Below are 21,632 nucleotides of genomic sequence, written 5' to 3'. Positions count from 1 at the left end.
TCCATGACGTTGCCCCGCCGATCGGCACTGCGCAGGCGGGTCCGGTATCGCTGGGTCGCCGTGGCCGTCGCGATGCTCGTCGGAGTGACGGCCTGCACCGGCGCGCAGCCCGCCACCACCCCGGGACCGGAGCTGCAACTGGCCGCGTTCGTGGACGCGCTGCAGGAATTCGACGCGGAGAGGGCCGGCGACCTGACGTCGAATCCGGCGGCGGCGACGCTGTTCCTCGACGAGATCGCCAGCAATCTCAGCCCCGACTCGGTCACCGTCTCCGCCGGGTCCACCGACCGGACGGCTGACGACACCGCCACCATCCCGGTCACCTACACGTGGACCTTCGAGAACGCCGGGACGCTGACCTACCCGGCGACGTGGACCTGGGAGCGCAACGGCGACGAATGGGCGCTGACCTGGTCGCCGACGGTGGTCCACCCGAAGCTGGGTGAGCGGCAGACCCTCGCGATCAGGACGACCGACCCACAGCAGGGCGTGCTGGTCGATCGGGAGAACGTCCGGCTCGTCTCGCCGATCAGGGTTTTCGCGGTCGAATTGAAGGCGGCCCGCCCCGACCTGAAGGCCGCCGCGGCAGCGCTCGCGCCGATCCTCGCGTCGGTCGACAAGACCGTCACCGCGGACAGCATCGTCGCCGGCGCGACCGACGCCCTGGCGCAGGCGGCTCAACCGCCGGACGAGCAGGCACCGTCCGGCGGTGCGAGCCCGTCGTCGGATTCGGCGACAGTCGATCCACCAGTCGATCCCAAGAAGGTCACCTACACCGTGATCAACCTGCGGGAGCCCGACTACCGCAGGCTGGCGGACCAACTCGATGCGGTCGGCGGCCTGACGTTCCCGTCCGAGACGCGAAACCTGCCGCCCACCAAGGACTTTGCCAAGGCCGTGCTCGCGCAGGTGACGCCGGTGGCCGCGGAGATGATGACCGGCACCAAGGGCTGGAAGGTCATCATCGTCGACACCACCGGCGGGACACTCGAGACGCTGGCCGACCATCCGGCGGTCGCGGGGGCGCGCGTCACGCTCACCCTGGACAGCACTCTGCAGCGCAGTGCCGAGGCCATCCTCGCCAAGCGGCCGCAGCCGGCCGCCCTGGTGGTGATGCAGCCGTCGACCGGTGAGTTGCTCGCGGTCGCCCAGAACGCCGCCGCCAACGCGGAGGGCAGCATTGCGCTGACCGGGCAGTACCCGCCCGGGTCGACCTTCAAGGTGGTCACCGCAACGGCTGCCCTCGATCGGGGCCTGATCGTGCCTGGCAAGCCCGTCGACTGCCCCGGCATCTTCACGGTCGACGGCCGGCAGATCCGCAACTCCCACGACTTCGATCTGGGCACGGTGGACTCGACGGTGGCCTTCGCCAAGTCCTGCAACACCACGTTCGCCGGTCTCTCGGCGCAGATGCCGGCCGATGCGCTTCCGGCTGCGGCGTCGGACTACGGGATCGGGCTGGACTTCGTCATGCCGGGGGCGACGACCCTCACCGGAAAGGTCCCCGACGCCCCGTCCGAGGTGCAGCGAGCGGAGAACGGCTTCGGCCAGGGCCAGGTGGTGATCACGCCCTTCTCGGCGGTGCTGATGGCCGCCACCGCCGCCAACGGGACGATGCCGATGCCGGTGCTGATCCGCGGCACGAAGACGACGGTCGACAAGCCGGCTCCGGTGCGGACCGCGCAGGTCCAGAAGGACATCCAGTCCTACCTGAAGGCGGTGGTCGACCAGGGAACGGCCTCCGATCTCCAGGCCTTCGGCGACGTGCACGCCAAGACCGGCACCGCCGAGTTCACCGGGGAAGACGGGAAGACGCATGCGCACGCCTGGATGATCGGTTACCGGGGTGACCTCGCCTTCGCCGCGCTGGTCGTCGGCGGCGAGAGTTCGACCGTCACCACCGCGATGATCGGCCAGTTCCTGGGCACGCTGACGTCCTGAGCGATCCCGGCCGCAGGGGTCGTGGATCCGCCCGTCGGCCGCCCGTAGTCTCGGAGCCATGCTGCGCACTGCCCTGACACCGGGACGGCAGAGCCCCATCCGGGCCGTCCCCGCCTCGATCGCCCGACCGGAATACGTGGGACGGGACCGCCCGGCCAAGAGCACCGACCCCTGGGTGCAGCCGCCGGAGATCATCGAGAAGATGCGGGTCGCGAGCCGGATCGCTGCGCGGGCGATGGCGGAGGGCGCGAAGGTGATCGCACCCGGGGTGACCACCGATGAGGTCGACCGCGTGGTGCACGAGTACATCTGCGACCACGGCGCCTATCCGTCCACCCTGGGCTACAAGCACTTTCCGAAGTCGTGCTGCACGTCGCTGAACGAGGTGATCTGTCACGGCATCCCGGATTCGACCGTCATCGAGGACGGCGACATCGTCAACATCGACGTCACGGCCTTCATCGACGGTGTGCACGGGGACACCAACGCGACCTACCTCGCGGGCAACGTTTCCGAGGAGAACCGGTTGCTCGTCGAGCGGACCGAGGAATGTCTGCGACGGGCGATCAAGGCGGTCGCTCCCGGTCGCCGGTTGAACGTCATCGGCAGGGTGATCGAGTCGTACGCCAAGCGGTTCGGGTATGGCGTGGTCCGCGACTACACCGGCCACGGGATCGGCCGCACGTTCCATTCCGGACTGGTCATCCTGCATTACGACGATCCCGGCGTGACCACGGTTCTCGAGAAGGGGATGACGTTCACCATCGAGCCGATGATCACTCTCGGTGGCATCGAGTGGGACGTGTGGGACGACGGCTGGACCGTTACGACCAGGGACAAGTCCTGGACAGCGCAGTTCGAGCACACGCTCGTCGTGACCGACACCGGCGCCGAGGTGCTCACGCTGCCGTGACGGCGCCGTCCGTGCCGATCCGGTCGTAGCTGAGGCCGGGTCGTACTTGTGTTTGTGATCCTCCGGAAGGGGTACGTAGCGGTCAGAACGGACGGCCGCAGTCCTCGCGGCCCGTCGATGACGGCGCGTCGAGCGGATGGTGAAGACCGGGCATGGACCGACGGACAGTGGTGGGTGCGGGTCGGCGGGTGCTGGTGGCACAGGCAGCCGTTGCGGAACCCCTGGTGCGGGACGATTTCGCCGCGGCCGGATTCGATGTCGTCGGCGTCGCCCACGACGGGCCGGGGGCGGTCGAGCTGGCCATGCGGCTGCGGCCGGATGTCGTCATCGTCGATGCGGCACTGCCGCGGCTGGACGGGATCAGCGTCACCGGCCGGATCGCCGCGCAGGGCGTGGGACCGGTGGTCATGGTGCTGACCGCGTCGGACGCCGATCTGGTCGACCAGGCGATCGATGCCGGCGCGATGGCCGCGCTGGTGGAGCCGGGCCCCGCGTCCGTGGTGGCAGCCGCCGACATGGTGCTCGCCCGGCAGGCCGACAACATCTCGCTGCTCGCGGCGACGCTGGAGGCCGACCGTCGCGGCGAGCACCGTGAACTCATCGAACGGGCCAAGAACCTGCTGATGACGCACCTGCGGCTGACCGAGGCCGCTGCCGCCCGCTGGTTGCACCGGACAGCGCTGGAGGGCCGCACGTCGACCATGAAGGTGGCGACCATCGTCGTCGACTTCTGGTCCCACCGCCCGGTAGTCTCCCGGCGGCCGGTTCTGAGGTCGGTGGTGTCGGCCCGGCCGGCCCTGTACAGCTGCTGAAGACCGGAGAGGCGGTACTGCTGATGGTGGGCACATCGTCGGGCAACAAGACCGTCCCGACCGATGACGACGTCGGCGCGTTCATTGCCGCGATCCCGGACGAGAAGCGGCGGTCCGAGGCGCAGTTCCTGGTCGAGGTGATGGCCGACACGACGGGCCAACCGCCGGTGATGTGGGGGTCCGCCATCGTGGGGTTCGGCGCCCTGCATCTGACCTACGAGTCGGGTCGGGAACTGGACGTCCCGCGGATCGCGTTCTCGCCGCGGAAGGCGCAGAGCGTCGTGTACGTCAGCGGGGGCTTCGACCGGTATCAGGATCTGTTGCCGCGGCTCGGCCGGCATTCCCTCGGCAAGGCCTGCCTCTATCTCAAGAATCCAGCCGACGCCGATCAGGATGCCCTTCGCGAACTCGTCGACCGCTCCTATCGGTGGCAACCGGACTGACCATGTACCGTTTGGTACATGCTGCTGGAAGCGACCGTCACGATTGCCGCGCCTCCCCGCGTCGTGTTCGATGTGTTGGCTGACGTCGCCCGATGGCCGGAATGGTCGGACACGATGACCTGGGTGCGGCGCCTGGACGAGGGACCCCTGGTGGTCGGCTCGCGGACCAGGGTCAAGCAGCCCCGATTGCGCGAGACAGTATGGATTGTCACCGAAGTCGAGGACGGCCGCCTGTTCAGCTGGCAGTCACAGGCCCCCGGGGTCACGACCACCGGCCGCCACGTCGTCGTGCCGTCCGGTGAGGGTTCCGTGGTGACGCTCGCGATCGAGCACACCGGCCCGCTCAGCGGACCCGTTGGGCTGCTGACGAAGGGCCTGACCCGCCGCTACCTGGCCATGGAAGGCGCCGGCCTGAAACAACTGTGCGAAGCGTGACCGAGGGCGGTTCCGGCACCACTCCGCCACCGGCGGCCACCCCGCGCGATCGACTGATCCTGGCGACCGTCGAACTGGCCGGCAAGGGCGGGGTCAGTCACCTCAGCCTGCGTCGGCTGGCCGACGAGCTCGGCACCAGTCACCGCATGCTGATCTATCACTTCGGCTCCAAGGACGGCCTGATCGCCGAGGTGGTGAGTGTGGTTGAAGGTCAGCAGCGGGCCGCGTTGGCCCGGCTGCTGGCCGACGACGACGCGCCGCCGCTGCAGCAGGTGGACCGGTTCTGGAACGAGATCATCGACAACGCAACAGTCTTCGGGCCGCTGTTCTTCGAGCTGACCGGTCAGGCACTGCAAGGCCGACCGCATACCGTGCGATTGCTGGACGGCATGGTCGACAGCTGGATCGAGCCGCTTGCCAAGCTGTACGAACGCATCGGCATCAGCCCCGCCAGGGCCCCGGCACACGCCCGGCTCGGGCTGGCGGCCGCGCGTGGATTGTTGCTCGACCTGCTGGTCACCGGCGACCGGGCGGGGGTGGACGCCGCGAACGACCTGTTGCGCGAGCTGATCCTGCGTGACATCGGCGGGCTACCCGACGGTCACGACCAGCCTGGCTCTGAGACGCTGGCATGGTCGTCGTCGAACACGTCGACGAGGTGATCCGCCAGGGCGTCGAGGGTGATCAGCCCGACCAGCTGGCCGTCCTTGACGACCGGCAGCACGGGTTCGGTCAGACCGAGAATCAGGTTCAGCACGGAGAAGCCGGCCTCATCGTCAGGGCAGACCGCCGGCCCGGGTGAGCTGATCAAGGAGCCGACACTGGTCGTCCGCGGGTCGCGCGCATCTGCCACGCACTGGTCGACGATCGCCCGCGCGGACAACATGCCCAGCAGTTCACCGTTGTCACCCTGCACAGGGACCGTCGGCACGGCATGCGCCCGCAGCCGACGGGCGGCCGCGACCACCGACTCCGCGTGATGGACCGAGGGAAAGGGCGGCCCCATCAGCTCCCCGACGGTCGTCATGAGAGACGGGCCGAGCCAGAACACATCGATGGGGGCTTCATGCGGTACTCCAGCGTGCTCGGGAAACGTCTGCGATCTGACGATCGTAGAAATGCGGGGACCGCCAGAGGCAGTGCCGAAGGTCCCGTCCGCCAGTCAGTCCGTCAGTCACTGTCGTCGACCGATCGTGCCGGCGTGCCCCGACGTCGTGTGTTGGATCTTTCCTGCGAACCCGAGTCCGGGTAGCGTCCGCGGTCAGTCGGCGGGAGGGGGTCGATACTCGGCATGTCGGCGCAGGCGATGGCGTCCCGGTGGCACGGCTGCACCATCCTGTCCACGGCGGAACAGGGCTGGGAGGCACTGTCCACCTTCGTCGGCGACGGCCTCGGTGATCACGAGAAGCTGATCATCGACGGACTGCGCGTCGACCAGGCAAACGCCCTGCTCCGCCGGCTGCACGAGGATGGTGTGGATCCGGCTCCGCCGACGGCGTCCGGGCAGTTGCTGGTCATGCCGGCGGAGGCCTCGCGCGAACTGCTCGAGTTACCGGCCGCGCACCTCGCCGGGCTGCTGACCGACCAGATCCAGCAGGCCTTGGACGAGGGATTCAACGGCCTGCGGCTGGGCGGCATCTATCCGGGTTCGGGTGTCGGCCCGCACGAACGGACCCTTGGCCTGCTGGTGAAAAGCGTTCCACTGACGGTGTTCTGCGCGTACGAGAAGTCCGGGCTGGCGGCCGAGCAGGTCGACCGGGTGCGGGAGTTGCACGACCACGAGGTGCAGGATTCGGCCGAGTACGACGACGGCGCCCTGCGGATCACCCGCCCGTACCCGGGGTGGTTGCGGCTCGCGGGCCGGTGGAGTCCGCAGAACCATGCCGAGGCACTGGGTGTCGTCGCCGCGGCCGCTGCCGCCGGCCATCGGAACGTCGACGCGGCGTCCCTGCGGTACGTGGATCCGGCAGGGCTGCACGCGCTTTTGACGGGAATCAGCGGCGGTCTCCGGTTGCGCCGCCCGAACGACCTCGTCCGCCGGCTTGCCGGGCTGATCGCCGCTCGGCGCGCAGCGGGCGAGCCGGGGGACCGGCCCGAGTGAGCCGACCGGGGTGAGGCTGGGCGGGGGACATCGGCTCGCCGATACCCTTCCCGGGTGATCGACACCCCGCCGTCCGAGGTCGACTTCCGCATCCTCGGGCCCCTGGAGATCCTGGTCGACGGGTCTGCGCAACCGATGCCGGGCGGGAAACCCAAAGGGGTGCTGGCGGTTCTGCTCATCAACCGCAACCGGGTCGTGCCGTCGGCAGCCATCGCCGACTCCATCTGGGACGGCAACAGCCCGGACACCTATCAGGCAATCCTGCAGGTGTACATCTCCACCCTCCGGCGTTCGCTGCGCGCAGCCGGGATCGAGTCCCAGGCGGTGGTGACGACCCAGGCGCCGGGATACCGCATGCTCGTCGACGACAGCTGTCTGGACTACGGGCGGTTCACCCGCGGGGTCGCGGCGGGCAACGAGCTGCTCCGGGCGCAGAGGTATGCGGAAGCGTCCGCCACCCTGGGCGCCGCGCTGGCGGAGTGGACCGGCTCGGCGTTGGCCGACCTGCAGGGGCTCCGGTTCGCGAACGACTTCGCCGCGGCCGTCGACGAGGAGCGCCTGGTCGCGTTGCAGAGCCGGATCGAGGCAGACCTGCACCGGGGACTGGATTCCGCCGTCGTCGGCGAGCTCACCGCACTGACCGGCCGGCACCCGTTGCGCGAGCCGTTCTGGATCCAGCTGATCACCGCCCTGTACCGGCTCGGCCGGCAGGCCGACGCGCTGGATGCCAGCCGGCGGATCCGTGAGCTGCTCGGCGACGAACTGGGCATCGACCCCAGTCCGGCGCTGCAACAACTCGAGGGACGGATCCTGCGCCAGGAGTCACTCGATCCGGCGCCACCAGCGCCGACGCCGGCCATGCAGCGAACCGTCAGCGACACCGCGGTGGTGCTCAGCCGGGCGAGTGTGCTGCTGCCGTCCGGGAAGTCGTATCCGGTCCCGTCCCGCGGATTGCGGATCGGCCGGATGGACGACAACGACATGGTGATCGAGGGCAGCAAGGTCAGCAGGTACCACGCGGTGGTGGCGCCGCTGCCGAACGGATTCGCGGTCAACGATCTGCGGTCCACCAATGGCATCCTGGTCGGCGGGGACCGGGTGCTGGACAGCCACGTGCTCCGGGACGGTGACGTCATCCAGATCGGCGGCACCCGGATGACCTTCCGGCTGGAGGAATAGCAGCCGAATTCCAGCGGGCGGACAGCGCCGTCAGCGGGGTTTCAGCCGGGTTTTGGGGTCCTTTCAGGGCCGGGGCGCACCTTTGTCCCAGCGGCCCATCACCCCGATCCCCTGGAGGACATCATGTTCAGCACCGCTCAGAAGAACACCGCATCGAAGAACACCGCCTCGCGCACGCGCCGGCTGCTGCGGCAGATCACCGGCATCATCGTCGCCACCGCCGCGATGCTGATCGGGTTCGCCGTCGCGGGCTCCGCCGCGACGGCACACGCGGACACCTACGCCGGTGACGCGTACTTCACCAGCACGGTGGAATGCGGTGGAGACGCCCTGCTGTTCACCGTCAACTCGGACTACGAGGACGGCAGCTATGCGCAGATCTGGGTGTACGACGCCACCACCGAGGAATGGGTGACCGACGACCTCTGGGTCGAGGCCAACTACGACTCGACCTTCAACGTCGCCGACCTGACCTTCGAGACCGGTTACTACATGGTCTATGTCGCGTACGCTCAGTGGAACGGCGTCGACTACGACTTCTCCGGCGAATACATCGAGACCTACGAGCAGTACTACGACTACGAGTACTCGGAGACGTCCGACTTCTGTTACATGGGCAACGATCTGGCCCTGGCGAGCTGACTCTGATTCAGATCGAGATCCCCGTTCGGCCCTCGCGCCGGACGGGGATCCTCCGCGTGCGCCTGCGGTCAGATAGGTGGCGGCTCAGCCGGTGCCGGGTGCGGGCTTCATCGGGTAGGCCAGGGCGGCGCCCGAGACCGAGATCGCCACCGTGGAACCGGCCGCCAACCGCTCGCCGCCCAGCAATCGGCAGGTGACGCTGGTTCCCGGTGTCTGCGGGTCGCCGGGCAATTCCGCGGTGACGACGCAGTCGTGCCCGAAGTACTCCACCGACGACACGACGGCCCGGACGCCGGGCGTACCGGCCGGTGGTTCGGTGCGGATCTGCAACTGTTCCGGTCGGAGCATCAGCAGCGCCGGACCGTCGAAGCGGTCGGCGCCGACCGGGTGCCTGATGGCGAGATCACCGAGCGGGCCGTGCGCCGCCGAACCGGCGACGAACCCCGGGACGGTGCAGGTGTCGCCGATGAACTCGGCTGTCGGCAGGTCGACCGGCTCGTCGTACACCTGGCGCGGATCGCCGACCTGGGCCAGCACACCGGACCGCATGATGGCGATCTGGTCGGCGAACGACAGTGCCTCCGCCTGGTCGTGGGTGACCAGCAGCGTGGTCACCCCGGCGGCGGCGAGTGCGGCTGCCACCAGCGACCGTGTCTCGGTCCGCAGCGAGGCGTCGAGGGCGGAGAACGGCTCGTCGAGCAGCACCAGCCGCGGCTCTGGCGCCAGCGTCCGGGCGAGCGCGACGCGCTGCTGTTGCCCGCCGGAGAGTTCGTGCGGGAAACGGTCGGCCAGGGCCCGGTCCAGACTGACCAGTTGGAGCAGCCGGTACAGCCGTGCGCGGTCCTTCCGTTCCCGGCGGGGAAGGCCGAACGCGATGTTCTGCGCCACGGACAGGTGCGGGAACAACGCGCCTTCCTGCGCCAGGTAACCCAGCCGCCGTTCCTCCGGCGGGACGTGACCGGCCGGTCCGCTGACCTGCTGACCGGAGATGTGGATCGACCCGGCGTCCGGCCGCAGGAAGCCGGCGACCAGCCGCAGCAGCGTCGTCTTCCCGCATCCGGAGGGCCCGAGAATGGCGGTGATGCCACCGTCGGCGACGTCCAGACCGACGCCCCGCAGCACCGGCACCCCGTTGAACGACTTGTGGACGCCGGCCACCGTCAGGGCGTTCACCGGGGCGGTTTCCGGCCGCTGCCCGGTGGGGAGCGGGGCGGCCTGCTGCGTGCTCATCGGCCACGCACCCTACGGGACTGCTGCAGCAACAGGTAGGTGACGGGGGCCGAGATGAGAATCATCATCGCCGCGTACGGCGCTGCGTTCACGTAGTCGATGCCGCTGGCCAGACTCCAGAACCGGGTCGCCAGCGTCGTGGTGCCGGTGGGCGACAGCAGCAGTGTCGCCGTCAGTTCGGTGGCGCCGGCGATGAACACCAGCGCGGCCGCGGAGAAGATGCCGGGAGCGGCGAGTGGCAGCACCACCCTGCGGAGCGTCTGCAGCGGCCCGACGCCGAGGGCGCGGGAGGCGTCCTCCAGTTCCGGCGGTGCCTGCAGCAGGGCAGCGCGCAGGGTGACCATCGCCCTCGGCAGGAAGAGCAGCACATACGCCGCGATCAGCGTGATGACGCTCTGGTAGACCGGCCGGGCGAAGCGGATCGTCACGGTGATCAGCGCCAGCGCCACCACGATCGACGGCAGCGCCCCGGAGACGTAGGTCAGCCGCTCCAGCATGACGGTGGCCCGGCCTCGGTAGCGGACCGCCAGGTAGGCGACGGGGAAGCCAAGCAGAACGGTGGCCACGGCGCCCGCGCCCGCCAGCGTGATGGTCGTCAGGGACGTCGACAGAGCCTGCCCCCACGAATCGCTCCCGCGCCCCAACCAGTAGGCGACGCTGGACAGCGGTACCGCGAGTGCCGCACCGATCAGCAGGATCAAGAAGCCGACCGCCGGCAACTGACCCAAGCCCAGGCGCGGCCGTTCCGGTTTTCTGGCAACACCCGCGCCGACCCGGGCCTGCCGTGCGCGGCCCGCCAGCCCGGTCTCGGCGGCCACCAGGATCAGGCAGCACGCCACCAGCACGACAGCCAGCATGTTGGCGGCGGTGCTCGCGAAGCTGGAGGAGTACTGGTCGTAGATGGCCGTGGTGAAGGTCGCGAACCGGAGCATGCTGAACGCGCCGAACTCGGACAGGCAGTGCAGCCCGACCAGCAGTGCGCCGCCCAGGATCGCCGGCCGCAGTTGCGGCAGGACCACCCGGACGAACACCGCGGCGGGGCGCAGTCCCAGGGTCCGGGCCTGTTCCTCCCAGGCCGGGTCGAGTCCGCGAAGGGCGGCCGCGACGGGCAGGTAGACGAACGGGAAGTACGCCAGCGTCATGATCAGGGTGGCGCCGAACAGGCCGTCGATGCCGGGGAACACCGACACCCAGCCGTAACTGGTGACGAACGCCGGGATGGCCAGGGGCGCCACGAGCAGCGCGCTCCAGATCCGGGAACCGGCAACCTGCAGACGCTCGACCAGATAGGCGGCGGCGGTGCCGAGCACCGCGGTGGCGGTGCAGGAGAGCAGCACCAGCAGGCCCGTGTTGACCAGCAGGTCGCCGACCCGGGGCCGGAAGATCAGCTTGCGGACGGTGTCCCACCCGGCGGTGACGGTGGAGAAGAGGATGAAACCGAGCGGGATCAGGCAGAGCACGGTGACCGCGACGGCGATCACCACCAGCAGGGCCGGCGGGAAGGTGGATCGCTCCGGCCGCAACCGGGCCGGCAGGCCGGGCTCTCGCGGCGGCGGGCGGACTGCGGTGCCGGAAGACGAGACGACGACGACCCGATCGTCCGGCACCGGGCCGGCGGCGATCGGGTCGTCGCGCGTGCTGTTGCTCAGATGAGACCTGCCTGCGTCATCAAGTCGGTGACCTCCGGACCGTTCAGCCCGGCCGGGTCGATGGTCGGCGGCTGCAGCTCGTCGATCGGCTTCAGCGCCGGGTTGGCCGGGACGTCGCTACCGATCGGGTACTCGAAGACCGTATCGGCCACGATCTGCTGACCGCTTTTCCCGGTGATGAACTTCAGGAACTGCTGGGCCTCCGCCTGTTTCGTGCTGGAGGAGAGAATGCCGCCGCCCGAGACGCTCACGAACGCTCCCGGGTCCTCGTTGCCCCAGTACAGCAGCTTGGTCTTGTCGCTGTTCTCGCCCGTTCCCGCCTGATCGCCGTACCAGTAGTAGTGATAGATCACACCGCCAGGGATCTCTCCGGCGTTGACGGCCTTCATGACGGTTCCGTTGCCGCGGTAGGCGCGCGCACCGCTCTGCATCGCGTCCAGCCACGCCGCTGTGGCGTCGGTGCCCTTCAGGTCGAGGATCGCGCTGACGATCGCCTGGAAGTCCGCGCCGCTCGGCGAGGCCGCCCACTTGCCGGCCCACGCCGGGTCCTGCAGATCCATGATCGAGGCGGGCAGTTCCGACTCCTGCAGCAGGTCGGTGTTGTAGACGAAGACGGTCGACCGCGCGGCGATGCCGACCCAGTTGCCGGTGGACGGATTGAAGCCCGCGGGGACCTGCGCGGCGGTGGCGGCGTCGACGGGCGCAAACAGACCGGCCTTCTCCACGATGTTCATCCCCGGCGAGTTCTCCGTCAGGAACACATCGGCGGGTGAGCCCGGGCCCTCTGCGACCAGCTGGTTGGCCAGTTCGTTGTCGCTGCCGTTGCGCATCTCGACGGCGATCCCGGTTTCCTTGGTGAACTCTTCGGCCCACGCCTGGGTCAGGTTCTCGTGCTGCGCGTTGTAGACGACGATCCCGCCGGAGCCGGTACCGGTCGGCTCGGCTTCCTCTGCTGCGCTGGTGGCGCCAGTGGCTGCCGATCCAGAGGCTGCCGATCCGGAGGCTGCCGATCCTGATGCTGCAGATCCTGACGCTGGGGATCCGGAGGAGGCGGCGGACGTCGCGGGGGAACTCGACGAACTTGCGGAGCCCCCCGAGCCGCAGGCGCTCAGCAGGGCGAGCGCGGCCGCGGCACACGCGGCGATTCGGAGCGGACGGCCACGACGGAACACGCGAAATCCTCCAGCGGATCGGGGGTCGTGACGACCTGATGGAGTGGTGAGCCGCTCGAGCGGCACCGGTCGTCAGCGAGGTAAGGCTAGCCTATCCACGCATCCGGTCTGACGTCGGCGCCTTGCTGCGGATCGTTGTCGTCCGGTCCCCTCAGCCCGTCGGGCGGGGTAGCGCCAGGAGCGCGTTCTCGACCACTTCGGACAGTGCGGGATGGATCCAGTACTGGCCGCGGGCCACATCGTGCGCGCGCTGTCCGAAGGACATCGCCTGGATCAGCGGCTGGATCACGGTGGCCGCCTCGGGTCCGATGACGTGGGCGCCCAGCAGCAGGCCGGTGGCCGGGTCGGCCAGGACCTTGACGAATCCGCTGGTGTCCTCGCGCGCCCAGCCGGCCGCCGTTCCGGCGTAGTCGCGGCGCCCGACGACGTAGGCGATCCCGCGCTGTTCCGCCTGTTCCTCGGTCAGGCCGACAGCGGCGATCTGCGGTTCGGTGAAGACCGCGGCGGGGACGAAACGGTGATCGGTGGCGACCCTCTGGTCGGGGTGCATGATGTTGTGCCGCACCACCCGGGCCTCGTGATTGGCGACGTGCTTGAGCGCGTACGGGGAGCTGATGTCGCCCAGCGCGTAGATGCCGTCCACCACGGTCTGCTGGTACTCGTCGACGACGACGAGATGCTGGTCGTTCACCGTCACGCCCGTTGCCTGGACGTTGAGCAGGTCGGAGTTCGGTCGCCGACCCGTCGCGAGCAGCAGCATGTCGGCCTCGACGGTCGCCTCGCCGTAAGGACCCTCGACGAAGAGGGTCACCCCGTCGCCGTCGGCGGTGGTCGGCTTTACACCGCACACATCGGTATCCCGGCGCAGGTCGTAGCGCCGCTGCGTCAGGGCGCTGAAGGTGTCGGCGATGTCCCGGTCGTGGTGGCGCAGCAGCCGGGAGCCGCGGACCAGTTGGGTGACGGCCGTGCCGAGTGAGGCGAAGATGTGCGCGAACTCGGCCGCGATGTACCCGCCGCCGATGACGGCCAGTCGCTGCGGCAGGTCGTCGATCCGCATGATCGTGTCCGAGGTGTGGATGAGCCCGCGGCCGATGGCTTCCTCGTCGAGGCCGGGGATGTCGGGGATCACCGGCCGCCCGCCGGCGGCGATCACGAACCGGTCGGCGGTGAGCGCCAATGAGCCGCCGCCGTGCAGGGCGACCGTCATCGCCTTGTGCCCGGTGAACCGCGCCGTGCCCGACAACACCGTCAGGTTCGGCCATTTCGGGCCTTCCCGGAAGGACTTGCTGTCGGCCGAGTTCTGGTCGATGCGGCCGAAGATCCGGTCCCGCATGGCGGGCCAGTCGACCCGGTCGATGCTCGCGTACACGCCCAGCTCGCCGGCCCGCCGCGCCGCCTCCGCGACGTCGGCCGGGTAGACGTACATCTTGGTCGGGATGCAGCCGACGTTCAGGCAGGTGCCGCCGAACGGGCCGGACTCGATGATCGCCACCGAGAGGCCGCTGTACTCCTTGCCGACGATGCTGTTGCCGGATCCGGCACCGACGATCACCAGGTCGAAATGCTGCATTGCCCCAGGCTAGCCGCAGGTCAGTACGAGAAGACCGGCACGATCAGCGCCCGCGCCAGCGTGTGGAAGGCGAGGTTGAAGGCGACGACCGTTGGGCCGGCCGACTCGTCGACCCCCAGCGTGGGGACATCGACCGCGTGGACCGCGAAGTAGTACCGATGCACCTGGTCGCCCTGCGGCGGAGCCGGCCCGTCGTAGCCGACGGTGCCGAAGTCGTTGGCGACGTGGAACGCACCCGCCGGGACCGCCGCCGCCGAGTTGCCGGCTCCGGTGGCGAGTTCGGTGACTTCGGCCGGAATGTCGACGAGTGTCCAGTGCCAGAAACCGGACGGCGTCGGCGCATCGGGATCGAAGCAGTTGACGACGAACGACAGGGTGCCATCCGGAAAACCCGACCAGGCCAGCGCGGGCGATCGGTTCTGCCCGCCGGGGTCGTCCGGCCCGTAGACGAACTCACGATCGATGGTTCGGCCGTCGGTGACGTCCGTGCTGGTGACGGTGAAGGAACCGACCAGCGGGAGCAGGTCGTACGGATCCGGGGCGACGGGGCGGTCCAGGCTCACGGCGTTCCTCTCGGTCTGCGGCATGCGGTCATCCGGGTGACGCGCCGAACGCTACCGCCAGGAGTTCCGCTGCCGCCTGTCAGCCCGGCCTGTCAGCCCGAGCCAGTCAGCCCGGCCTGTCAGCCCGTGCACGTCAGCCCGGGCCGGTTCACCCGCTCAAGGGACGGCAAGTCCGGCCAGGTGCAGCGCCAGCGTCTCGGCGTCCGCGGCCAGCACGCCGCGCCGGGCGAAGAACTCCGCGATGTTCCGGCAGTCCCGGTCCAGGAAGTCCAGGCCCTGCGGATTGGCCACCAGATCCACCACCTGCGGGAGGTCGATCAGCACGCACCCCTGCTCGTCGACGAGCACGTTGTACGGCGAGAGGTCGCCGTGGGTGACACCGGATTCGGCCAGCACCTCGAGGCTCGCCACCAGGTCGTGCCAGAGATCGGTGAACTCCGCGGTGTCGGCGTCGTACGCGGCGAGCCTCGGTGCGGCACTGCCGTCCGGCTCGCCGATGAACTCCATCATCACCTCGGAGCCGATCAACTGGACCGGGTAGGGAACCCTGGCCCCGGCCTTCCAGATGGACGACAACGCGGCGAACTCGGACGCGGCCCACTGACCCGCCAGCAGTTCCCGGCCGAACCCGGTACGGGCGGCCATCGCCCGGGTTTCCCGGGACCGTCGTACCCGGCGGCCCTCCAGGTAGCCGGCGTCCCGGTGGAACATCCGGTGTTCCGCGCTGCGGAAGGTCTTGACCGCGAGCAGGCAGCCGGGCCCGCCGGGCAGCGACCGGTCCAGCAGCGCGACGTCGGCCTCCTTGCCCGACTTGATGGTGCCGAGCCGGGTGTCGAGCGCGGACAGTGAGGTGACCAGCCAGTCCGGGACCGGATCGGGTCCGTGGGTGGCCACGTCGTAGCTGGAATACGGGCTGCCCGTGTCGGTTGCGCCGTCGGCGGCTGAACCGTCAACGGCTGAACCGTCAACGGCTGAACCGTCAACGGCTGAACCGTCAACGGACGCGGCACCGCCGAACTCGTCGGCCCGGTCGACCGGGGAATCGATCTCGACGACGGCACGACCGGACTTGCCCTGCGCAACGACCCGCGGGCCGCTGTCGGTGGTCGGCCGTCGGCGTCGTGGGGTCCGCTTGTCGTCGAAAGCGTCGTGCAGGTCGTCGATATCGCTGTCGTGGTCGGTGTGTTCGCTGGTGATGCCGGTGAGGCGGAAACGTGGCACTTCGGGTTCTCCTGGGCGGATGGCACCCGGCTGCACCGACGTCGGCGATGAGTCAGTGAAGACCCGGGTGAGGGGGGATGGTCGGCTGGTGGTGGCACAGCACAGCAACCGCGGTCATGTCGTCTCCCCCTTCTGCCGGTGGTGGTCGTCAGCCCTGTCGGCGACTGCTATCAGCGTCCGGCGCGACGGCCCCGTGCGCAACCGGATTTCCGCCGTCCGGCCGCCGCTGCGGGCGTTTCCGCCCGGACTAGCCTGTCGGCATGCAGCAGCCGAGGCAGGTCAGGGTGCTGATCGTGGGCAGCGGTTTCGCCGGCCTGGGTGCGGCCATCCGCCTCGACCGGGCAGGCATGCGGGACTTCCTGGTGATCGAACGGGGGAGCGAGGTCGGCGGCACCTGGCGGGATAACGCCTACCCGGGCGCAGCCTGCGACGTGCCCTCGCAGCTGTACTCGTTCTCGTTCGCCCTCAACCCCGACTGGTCCCGGGAATACCCACCGCAGCCCGAGATCCTGGACTATCTGCGGCGCACCGCCGAGGAATCGGACACCCTCGACCGGCATCTCTTCGATTGCGACATGCGCTCTGCCCGTTGGGATCCCGACACCTGCCGCTGGCTCGTGCGGACGGCCCGGGGCGCATTCACCGCAGACATCCTGGTGACGGCATTCGGTGGGCTGAGCGAGCCGAGGATGCCCGCGCTGCCCGGCATCGAGCGGTTCGGGGGCGAGCTGTTCCACACCGCCCGCTGGGACCGCGACATCGACCTCGCCGGCAAAAGAGTCGGCGTGATCGGCACCGGCGCGTCGGCCATCCAGGTGATTCCCGAGATCGCCCCTACCGTCGGTCATCTCGACGTGTTCCAGCGGACGGCGCCGTGGATCCTGCCGAGGAGCAACCACCGGTTCACGGGGCGGCAGCAGACAGCATTCCGGCGGATCCCGGGATATCAGCGGCTGCGCCGTGGACTGATCTTCGCTCGTTTCGAGGCGACGTCGCTCGGATTCAGTTACTTCCCGCGGCTTCTCGATGTCGCCGCCCGGCAGGGCAGCGCGTTGCTGCGGGATCAGATCGCCGACCCCGCACTGCGGGAACGACTGACACCACGTTTCCACCTCGGCTGTAAGCGCATCCTCTTTTCGACCACCTACTACCCGGCGCTCGCCCGGGAGAACGTCGCACTGGTCACCGAGGCCATCGAGGCGGTCACCGAAGACGGCATCGTGACCGCCGACGGGCAGCGCTACGAGGTCGACGTCATCGTGGTGGCAACGGGTTTCCGGGCCACCGACAGCCCCGCGGCCGACCTGATCACCGGGGCCGACGGGCGCACCCTGGGGGAGCAGTGGCGCACATCGGGCCAGGAGGCCTACAAGGGCAGCACGGTCGCCGGCTTCCCGAATCTGTTCTCGCTGGTCGGGCCGAATACCGGCACCGGGAACATGTCACTGATCTACATGATCGAATCGCAGCTGAACTACCTGCTCGATGCGCTGCGGGCGATGGACCGTTACCGGTTGGCGACCGTCGAGGTGCGGCGCAGCGCGCAGGACAACTTCAACCGCACGGTGCAGCGGCGCATGCGAAGGACCGTGTGGACCACCGGTTGTGCGAGTTGGTATCTGGACCGCCGGGGTCGGAACACGTCGCTGTGGCCGGGATTCGCGCTCGCCTTCCGTGCGCTCACCCGCCGGTTCGACCTGCACGCCTACCGCAGCACGCCCCGGCCCGACGCTGACGTGCGCTCGACCCGGCAGCAGGAACCGTCGTTGGTCGGCACCGGGTCGGCGTCCGGATGAGCCCGTTCGCCGGCAGGGTCGCCGTGGTCACCGGCGCCGGTTCCGGGATCGGCCGGGCGCTGGCCTGCCGGTTGGCGACCGACGGTGCGAGGGTGGCGATCTCGGATGTGGACGAGGAGGGACTGGCCGCGACGGCCGACCTGGCACGGCGGCTGGGCGACGTCATCGCGGTGGACCGCCTGGATGTCACCGATCGGTCCGCGATGACCCGCTACGCGGACGCCCTGGCGGCTGATGCCGGCGGGGTGTCGGTGCTGATCAACAATGCCGGTGTCGCGCACGGCGGACAGTTCACCGGGATGTCCTTCGCCGACATCGACCGGGTGCTATCGGTGGACCTGGACGGTGTGCTCAACGGCACTAAAGTGTTTCTGCCGCAGCTGATCGCGTCCGGGCGCGGCACGCTGGTCAACATCTCCAGTGTGTTCGGGTTGGTTCCGTTCCCGGGCCAGAGCGCGTATGTCGCCGCGAAGTTCGCCGTTCGCGGGTTCACCGAGTCGATCCGTGTCGAGATGCTCGCCGCGGGGCACCCGGTGACGGTGACCTGTGTGCACCCCGGCGGGGTGGCGACGGCCATCGCCCGCAACGGCACTGTCAACGAAGGCGACGACCCCGCGGGTTCGGTGGAGATCTTCGAGCGGAGGCTGGCCCGCACCTCGCCGGAACGAGCCGCCGAGGTGATCCTGCGCGGGGCCGCCCGCGGCCGGCCCAGGGTGCTCGTCGGCGCCGACGCCTGGGCCATGCGCCTTGTCGGCGGGCTGAGTCCCCGGGCCTGGCAACGGCTCACGGCGACGATCACGGCACGTCGTTCGCCGTCCCCGCCGAGCCGCAGCGAAACCGGCCAGGACAGCCGACAGCGCCCGGCGGAGTGATCCGCCGGACGCTGTCGATGGTCAGTGCCGGTGAGCTCAGGCCTTGGTCTTCGGCACGGTGATCAGGATGGCGTCACCCTGGCCGCTACCGCCGCACAGTGCGGCAGCACCCCGGCCGCCGCCACGACGCTGCAGCTCGAGCGCCAGGTGCAGCGTGATGCGGGTGCCGGACATGCCGACCGGGTGGCCCATGGAGATGGCGCCGCCGTTGACGTTGACCTTGTCCCCGTCCACGCCGAGCTCACGCTCGGACGCCAGACCGACCGCGGCGAAGGCCTCGTTGATCTCGATCAGATCGAGATCCTGCGGCGTGATGCCGATCTTCTCGCAGGCGTGCGCGATGGCCCGGGCGGGCTTGTCCTGCAGCGAGGAGTCGGGCCCGGCGATCGAGCCGTAGGCGGTGATCTCGGCGATCCACTCGAGGCCGCGACGCTCCGCCTCGTCCTTCGACATCAGAACCACGGCCGCCGCACCGTCGGAGATCTGCGAGGCGTTGCCTGCGCTCAGTACAACACCGCACAAGCACCGGGCAAACTCACAGCCGCTCGAAGATCACCGCAATGCCCTGACCGCCGCCGATGCACATGGTGGCCAGCGCATATTTGCCGCCGACGCGCTCCAACTCGTGCAACGCTTTTGTCGCGATGAAAGCGCCTGAGCAGCCGATGGGGTGACCCAGCGCGATGGCACCACCATTCACGTTGGTCTTGGCCGGATCCAGGCCAAGTGCCTTGCTGACAGCAATCGCCTGCGCAGCAAAGGCTTCATTGGCTTCAATCACATCCAACTGATCAAGCGTCAGACCAGCTTTCTTGAGCGCCAGTTTGGTCGCCGAGATCGGGCCTTCGCCCATGATGTCATTGGGTACACCGGTCACCGCATAAGACACGATGCGGGCCATTGGTTGTTGGCCAGCCTTGGCTGCCACATCGGCGGAAGCCAGCACGAAGAAGGCCGCACCGTCGTTGATGCCCGACGCGTTGCCGGCGGTTACTGTTCCATCCTTCTTGAACGCTGGCCTCATCTTGGCCAGGGTCTCCATGGTGGTGTTGCCTTTGACGTGCTCGTCGGTGTCAAAAACCACGTCACCCTTGCGGGTTGACTGGACGATCGGCACGATTTGTGACTTGAAACGGCCTTCGGCGATGGCGACTGAGGCGCGACGGTGCGACTCGCAAGCCAGGGCATCTTGCTCTTCGCGCGAGATATTCCACTTGGTGGCGAGGTTTTCAGCCGTGATGCCCATGTGACCCGCACCAAACGGGTCAGTCAGGATGGCCACCATCAGGTCGATGGATTTGGTGTCGCCCATGCGTGCACCTGAACGCATGGCTGGCAGCGTGTAAGCACCGCGCGACATGACTTCAACGCCGCCGCCGATGCTGTAGTCAAAATCACCCAGCATGATGTTCTGAGCTGCGGTCAAGATGCCTTGCAGACCTGAGGAGCAAAGACGGCTGACCTGCATGGCAATAGAGTCCATCGGCATGCCAGCCTGAATGGATGCCACGCGCGACACGTAGGCATAACGCCCGTCTGTCGGGACGCAGGTGCCCACCACAGCATTGCCAATCAAACTGGCATCAACGTCTGAGAGGGCGATCGCCTCTTTCATCACCATTCCGGCAAGTTCCGGAGGCTCCATGTTGGACAGTGCACCGCCAAAAGTACCAATGGCAGAACGCACTGCGCTCAGAACGACAACATCCTTACTCATGGGATCTCCTAATTTAAATTGAAATGCCGGGATGGAAGGCTAAAATCCACAGTATTCAAAAGCCTCCCGCATGTTTTCGATGCCTCCAAACACGCCGCAAATCTGATCGGTGGCCGCGTCCGGTCGACGGGCGCGACTTAGCCTGCTGCCGAAGAGCTGGCGCGAGATAGGGGCAAAGGGCCCGTGGGTCCGGGTCCGTGTGGCCCGAGAATGCCCACCCGCGGTGCTTTCTCCAGCAGGCTAGCTGTGACGGAGTTAACGGGCTCCGGCAGTGACGGTGACGGTGGTCACACGCACGATCCAGACAAATAGGCGGTTTTCGCCGGGCGCATTTCTGTGCTGGGGAACCTCACCGACGTGGCGGAGCGCGTCGCCCGACGGCCCGTCGGGATCGGCCGTCATGGCCGGAAAGGGAGCCCATCAGAGGCCTATCGCGTCTGTTCGGCCGACTGCCCGAGGAGTCGCAGGGTCCGCTCCCGAAGAGTGTGGCTGGGATCGCAGTTGGCCGCAGGAGCGCCGTCGGCCGGGTATCGCGACAGTCGCAGGGCGAGCCGCGGGGCACGGTCGGGATCCTGTGTCGGCAGGGTCGTCGAAGCCGCGGTCGCCCTGATGTAGCCGCTCGGGTTCGTGGCCGGCTCCAGCGCCGGTGTCGTCCCCGGGCCGGCGATCACGGTGTGCGGGCCCCAGGCGTCGGTCGTCGGGAGCACCGGCATCAGCCTGGTGGCTCCGGCGACCTCGAGGCGGCCCTCGCACAGATGCGGCGAGCGCGACGTCAGCGGAGCGGCCCTGGCGATGATGGCTGCCGCGACCTGCCCGGTCGGGTACAGCGCGGTGAGATCGAGCGCGTGGATCCACCGTGCGAGCGCGCACGGTCCGCAGATCACGACGTCATCGGCGCGGCGGAGCGTCGTCGTGCCACCCGGGGTGCGGACGATGGCAACGCCGTGCTCGATGGAGATGTCGCCGACGGTCAGCTCGGCGATGCTCTGGTAGGTCAGGCCGGCCATCTGGGACAGCACGAGCAGAGCGCGATCGCGCCGACCGGTCCAGCCGATCCGCCAGCCGTGCGAGGGCATCGCCCGCAGAGCGGCGTCCACATCGGCCGCGGGCGTTGTCGCCGTCCGGCCGTGGGACGACAGCGCCTGTCCGCCAACGGGTCTGCCGTTCCGGCGCGGCGCGAAAGCCACCGACCCTGTCGAACCGCTTCGTGACGCCACTCGTTCCCCCGATCGTTGCCGTGCAGGTCGGTGGTTGCGCCGCTCCTGCTGGCCGGCGCGCTGATTAGCAGGTTAGCTGACGCTCAGCTAACCAGCTGGATCGGCGCCTGTCACCGTCCTCACAGAAATCGGTGACGAGAAAACCGAATAGGGGGAACA

General features: G+C 68.8%; 20 protein-coding genes and 1 pseudogene. 11 read left to right on the top strand and 10 right to left on the bottom strand.

All coding sequences use genetic code 11. From position 1 onward, the window contains the following. The first annotated feature begins 3 nt into the window (after positions 1 to 3). The 6 genes from ACVBEQ_RS03145 (at position 4) to ACVBEQ_RS03120 (ending at position 5,206) form a co-directional block, all read left to right on the top strand. Positions 4 to 1,941 (top strand): penicillin-binding transpeptidase domain-containing protein, encoded by a 1,938-nt coding sequence (locus ACVBEQ_RS03145; protein WP_447151967.1) that lies wholly within the window; start codon positions 4 to 6, stop codon positions 1,939 to 1,941. A 58-nt stretch (positions 1,942 to 1,999) separates the two neighbouring features. Beyond that, the gene (gene map, locus ACVBEQ_RS03140) at positions 2,000 to 2,854 is read left to right on the top strand and encodes a type I methionyl aminopeptidase (RefSeq protein WP_447151966.1); all 855 of its coding nucleotides are present in this window, start codon (positions 2,000 to 2,002) and stop codon (positions 2,852 to 2,854) included. 152 nt (positions 2,855 to 3,006) lie between these two features. Continuing rightward, a complete protein-coding gene (locus tag ACVBEQ_RS03135; protein WP_447151965.1) occupies positions 3,007 to 3,666 on the top strand; it encodes an ANTAR domain-containing response regulator in 660 nt (219 codons plus the stop codon). Positions 3,667 to 3,689: 23 nt separating this feature from the next. Next, positions 3,690 to 4,109: a DUF1801 domain-containing protein gene (locus tag ACVBEQ_RS03130; RefSeq protein ID WP_447151964.1), complete on the top strand. Its 420-nt coding sequence runs from the start codon at positions 3,690 to 3,692 to the stop codon at positions 4,107 to 4,109. Positions 4,110 to 4,127: 18 nt separating this feature from the next. After that, positions 4,128 to 4,544 (top strand): SRPBCC family protein, encoded by a 417-nt coding sequence (locus tag ACVBEQ_RS03125; protein ID WP_447151963.1) that lies wholly within the window; start codon positions 4,128 to 4,130, stop codon positions 4,542 to 4,544. Continuing rightward, the gene (locus tag ACVBEQ_RS03120; protein WP_447151962.1) at positions 4,541 to 5,206 is read left to right on the top strand and encodes a TetR/AcrR family transcriptional regulator; all 666 of its coding nucleotides are present in this window, start codon (positions 4,541 to 4,543) and stop codon (positions 5,204 to 5,206) included. Before ACVBEQ_RS03125 ends, ACVBEQ_RS03120 begins: the two co-directional genes overlap by 4 nt. Here ACVBEQ_RS03120 and ACVBEQ_RS03115 read toward each other — a convergent pair. Continuing rightward, a complete protein-coding gene (locus ACVBEQ_RS03115; RefSeq protein ID WP_447151961.1) occupies positions 5,146 to 5,571 on the bottom strand; it encodes a CBS domain-containing protein in 426 nt (141 codons plus the stop codon). The two genes, ACVBEQ_RS03120 and ACVBEQ_RS03115, sit on opposite strands and share 61 nt — an antisense overlap. Before the next feature lie 264 nt (positions 5,572 to 5,835). On the opposite strand from ACVBEQ_RS03115, the gene ACVBEQ_RS03110 reads away from it, so the two are divergent. From ACVBEQ_RS03110 to ACVBEQ_RS03100, 3 genes are all read left to right on the top strand, one after another. Next, entirely contained in the window at positions 5,836 to 6,645 is an 810-nt protein-coding gene (locus ACVBEQ_RS03110; protein ID WP_447151960.1) for an MEDS domain-containing protein, read from the top strand. A 54-nt stretch (positions 6,646 to 6,699) separates the two neighbouring features. Continuing rightward, the gene (locus ACVBEQ_RS03105) at positions 6,700 to 7,824 is read left to right on the top strand and encodes a BTAD domain-containing putative transcriptional regulator (RefSeq protein WP_447151959.1); all 1,125 of its coding nucleotides are present in this window, start codon (positions 6,700 to 6,702) and stop codon (positions 7,822 to 7,824) included. Positions 7,825 to 7,947: 123 nt separating this feature from the next. Continuing rightward, a complete protein-coding gene (locus tag ACVBEQ_RS03100; protein ID WP_447151958.1) occupies positions 7,948 to 8,466 on the top strand; it encodes a hypothetical protein in 519 nt (172 codons plus the stop codon). 84 nt (positions 8,467 to 8,550) lie between these two features. Here ACVBEQ_RS03100 and ACVBEQ_RS03095 read toward each other — a convergent pair whose 3' ends face one another. From ACVBEQ_RS03095 to ACVBEQ_RS03070, 6 genes are all read right to left on the bottom strand, one after another. Further along, the gene (locus tag ACVBEQ_RS03095; RefSeq protein ID WP_447151957.1) at positions 8,551 to 9,696 is read right to left on the bottom strand and encodes an ABC transporter ATP-binding protein; all 1,146 of its coding nucleotides are present in this window, start codon (positions 9,694 to 9,696) and stop codon (positions 8,551 to 8,553) included. Beyond that, the gene (locus ACVBEQ_RS03090; RefSeq protein ID WP_447151956.1) at positions 9,693 to 11,303 is read right to left on the bottom strand and encodes an ABC transporter permease; all 1,611 of its coding nucleotides are present in this window, start codon (positions 11,301 to 11,303) and stop codon (positions 9,693 to 9,695) included. The genes ACVBEQ_RS03095 and ACVBEQ_RS03090 overlap by 4 nt, the downstream gene beginning before the upstream one ends. A gap of 38 nt (positions 11,304 to 11,341) precedes the next feature. Beyond that, positions 11,342 to 12,517: an iron ABC transporter substrate-binding protein gene (locus tag ACVBEQ_RS03085; RefSeq protein ID WP_447151955.1), complete on the bottom strand. Its 1,176-nt coding sequence runs from the start codon at positions 12,515 to 12,517 to the stop codon at positions 11,342 to 11,344. A 151-nt stretch (positions 12,518 to 12,668) separates the two neighbouring features. Next, positions 12,669 to 14,087, bottom strand: coding sequence for a mycothione reductase (locus ACVBEQ_RS03080; RefSeq protein WP_447151954.1), 1,419 nt, complete (start codon positions 14,085 to 14,087; stop codon positions 12,669 to 12,671). Between the two features lie 20 nt (positions 14,088 to 14,107). After that, complete coding sequence (locus ACVBEQ_RS03075) at positions 14,108 to 14,650, bottom strand: YbhB/YbcL family Raf kinase inhibitor-like protein (protein ID WP_447152172.1); 543 nt, start codon at positions 14,648 to 14,650, stop codon at positions 14,108 to 14,110. A gap of 156 nt (positions 14,651 to 14,806) precedes the next feature. Then, positions 14,807 to 15,871, bottom strand: a complete 1,065-nt coding sequence (locus ACVBEQ_RS03070) for a serine protein kinase RIO (protein WP_447151953.1) — start codon at positions 15,869 to 15,871, stop codon at positions 14,807 to 14,809. Positions 15,872 to 16,131: 260 nt separating this feature from the next. Between ACVBEQ_RS03070 and ACVBEQ_RS03065 the strand changes: the two genes are divergently transcribed. Further along, positions 16,132 to 17,667, top strand: a complete 1,536-nt coding sequence (locus tag ACVBEQ_RS03065; protein WP_447151952.1) for a flavin-containing monooxygenase — start codon at positions 16,132 to 16,134, stop codon at positions 17,665 to 17,667. Then, the gene (locus ACVBEQ_RS03060) at positions 17,664 to 18,539 is read left to right on the top strand and encodes an SDR family NAD(P)-dependent oxidoreductase (RefSeq protein WP_447151951.1); all 876 of its coding nucleotides are present in this window, start codon (positions 17,664 to 17,666) and stop codon (positions 18,537 to 18,539) included. The genes ACVBEQ_RS03065 and ACVBEQ_RS03060 overlap by 4 nt, the downstream gene beginning before the upstream one ends. A gap of 36 nt (positions 18,540 to 18,575) precedes the next feature. Here the strand turns inward: ACVBEQ_RS03060 and ACVBEQ_RS03055 are convergent. From ACVBEQ_RS03055 to ACVBEQ_RS03045, 3 genes and pseudogenes are all read right to left on the bottom strand, one after another. Beyond that, positions 18,576 to 19,046 (bottom strand): annotated as a pseudogene (locus ACVBEQ_RS03055) (acetyl-CoA C-acetyltransferase); the annotation flags it as partial. Between the two features lie 28 nt (positions 19,047 to 19,074). Continuing rightward, on the bottom strand, positions 19,075 to 20,256 hold the full coding sequence (locus ACVBEQ_RS03050) for an acetyl-CoA C-acyltransferase family protein (protein ID WP_447151950.1): 1,182 nt from the start codon (positions 20,254 to 20,256) through the stop codon (positions 19,075 to 19,077). A 428-nt stretch (positions 20,257 to 20,684) separates the two neighbouring features. Continuing rightward, entirely contained in the window at positions 20,685 to 21,443 is a 759-nt protein-coding gene (locus ACVBEQ_RS03045) for a hypothetical protein (protein WP_447151949.1), read from the bottom strand. Positions 21,444 to 21,632 lie beyond the last annotated feature (189 nt).

The organism is Nakamurella sp. GG22 (genome assembly GCF_052976845.2).
This window is presented reverse-complemented; position numbering and strand designations above follow the sequence as displayed.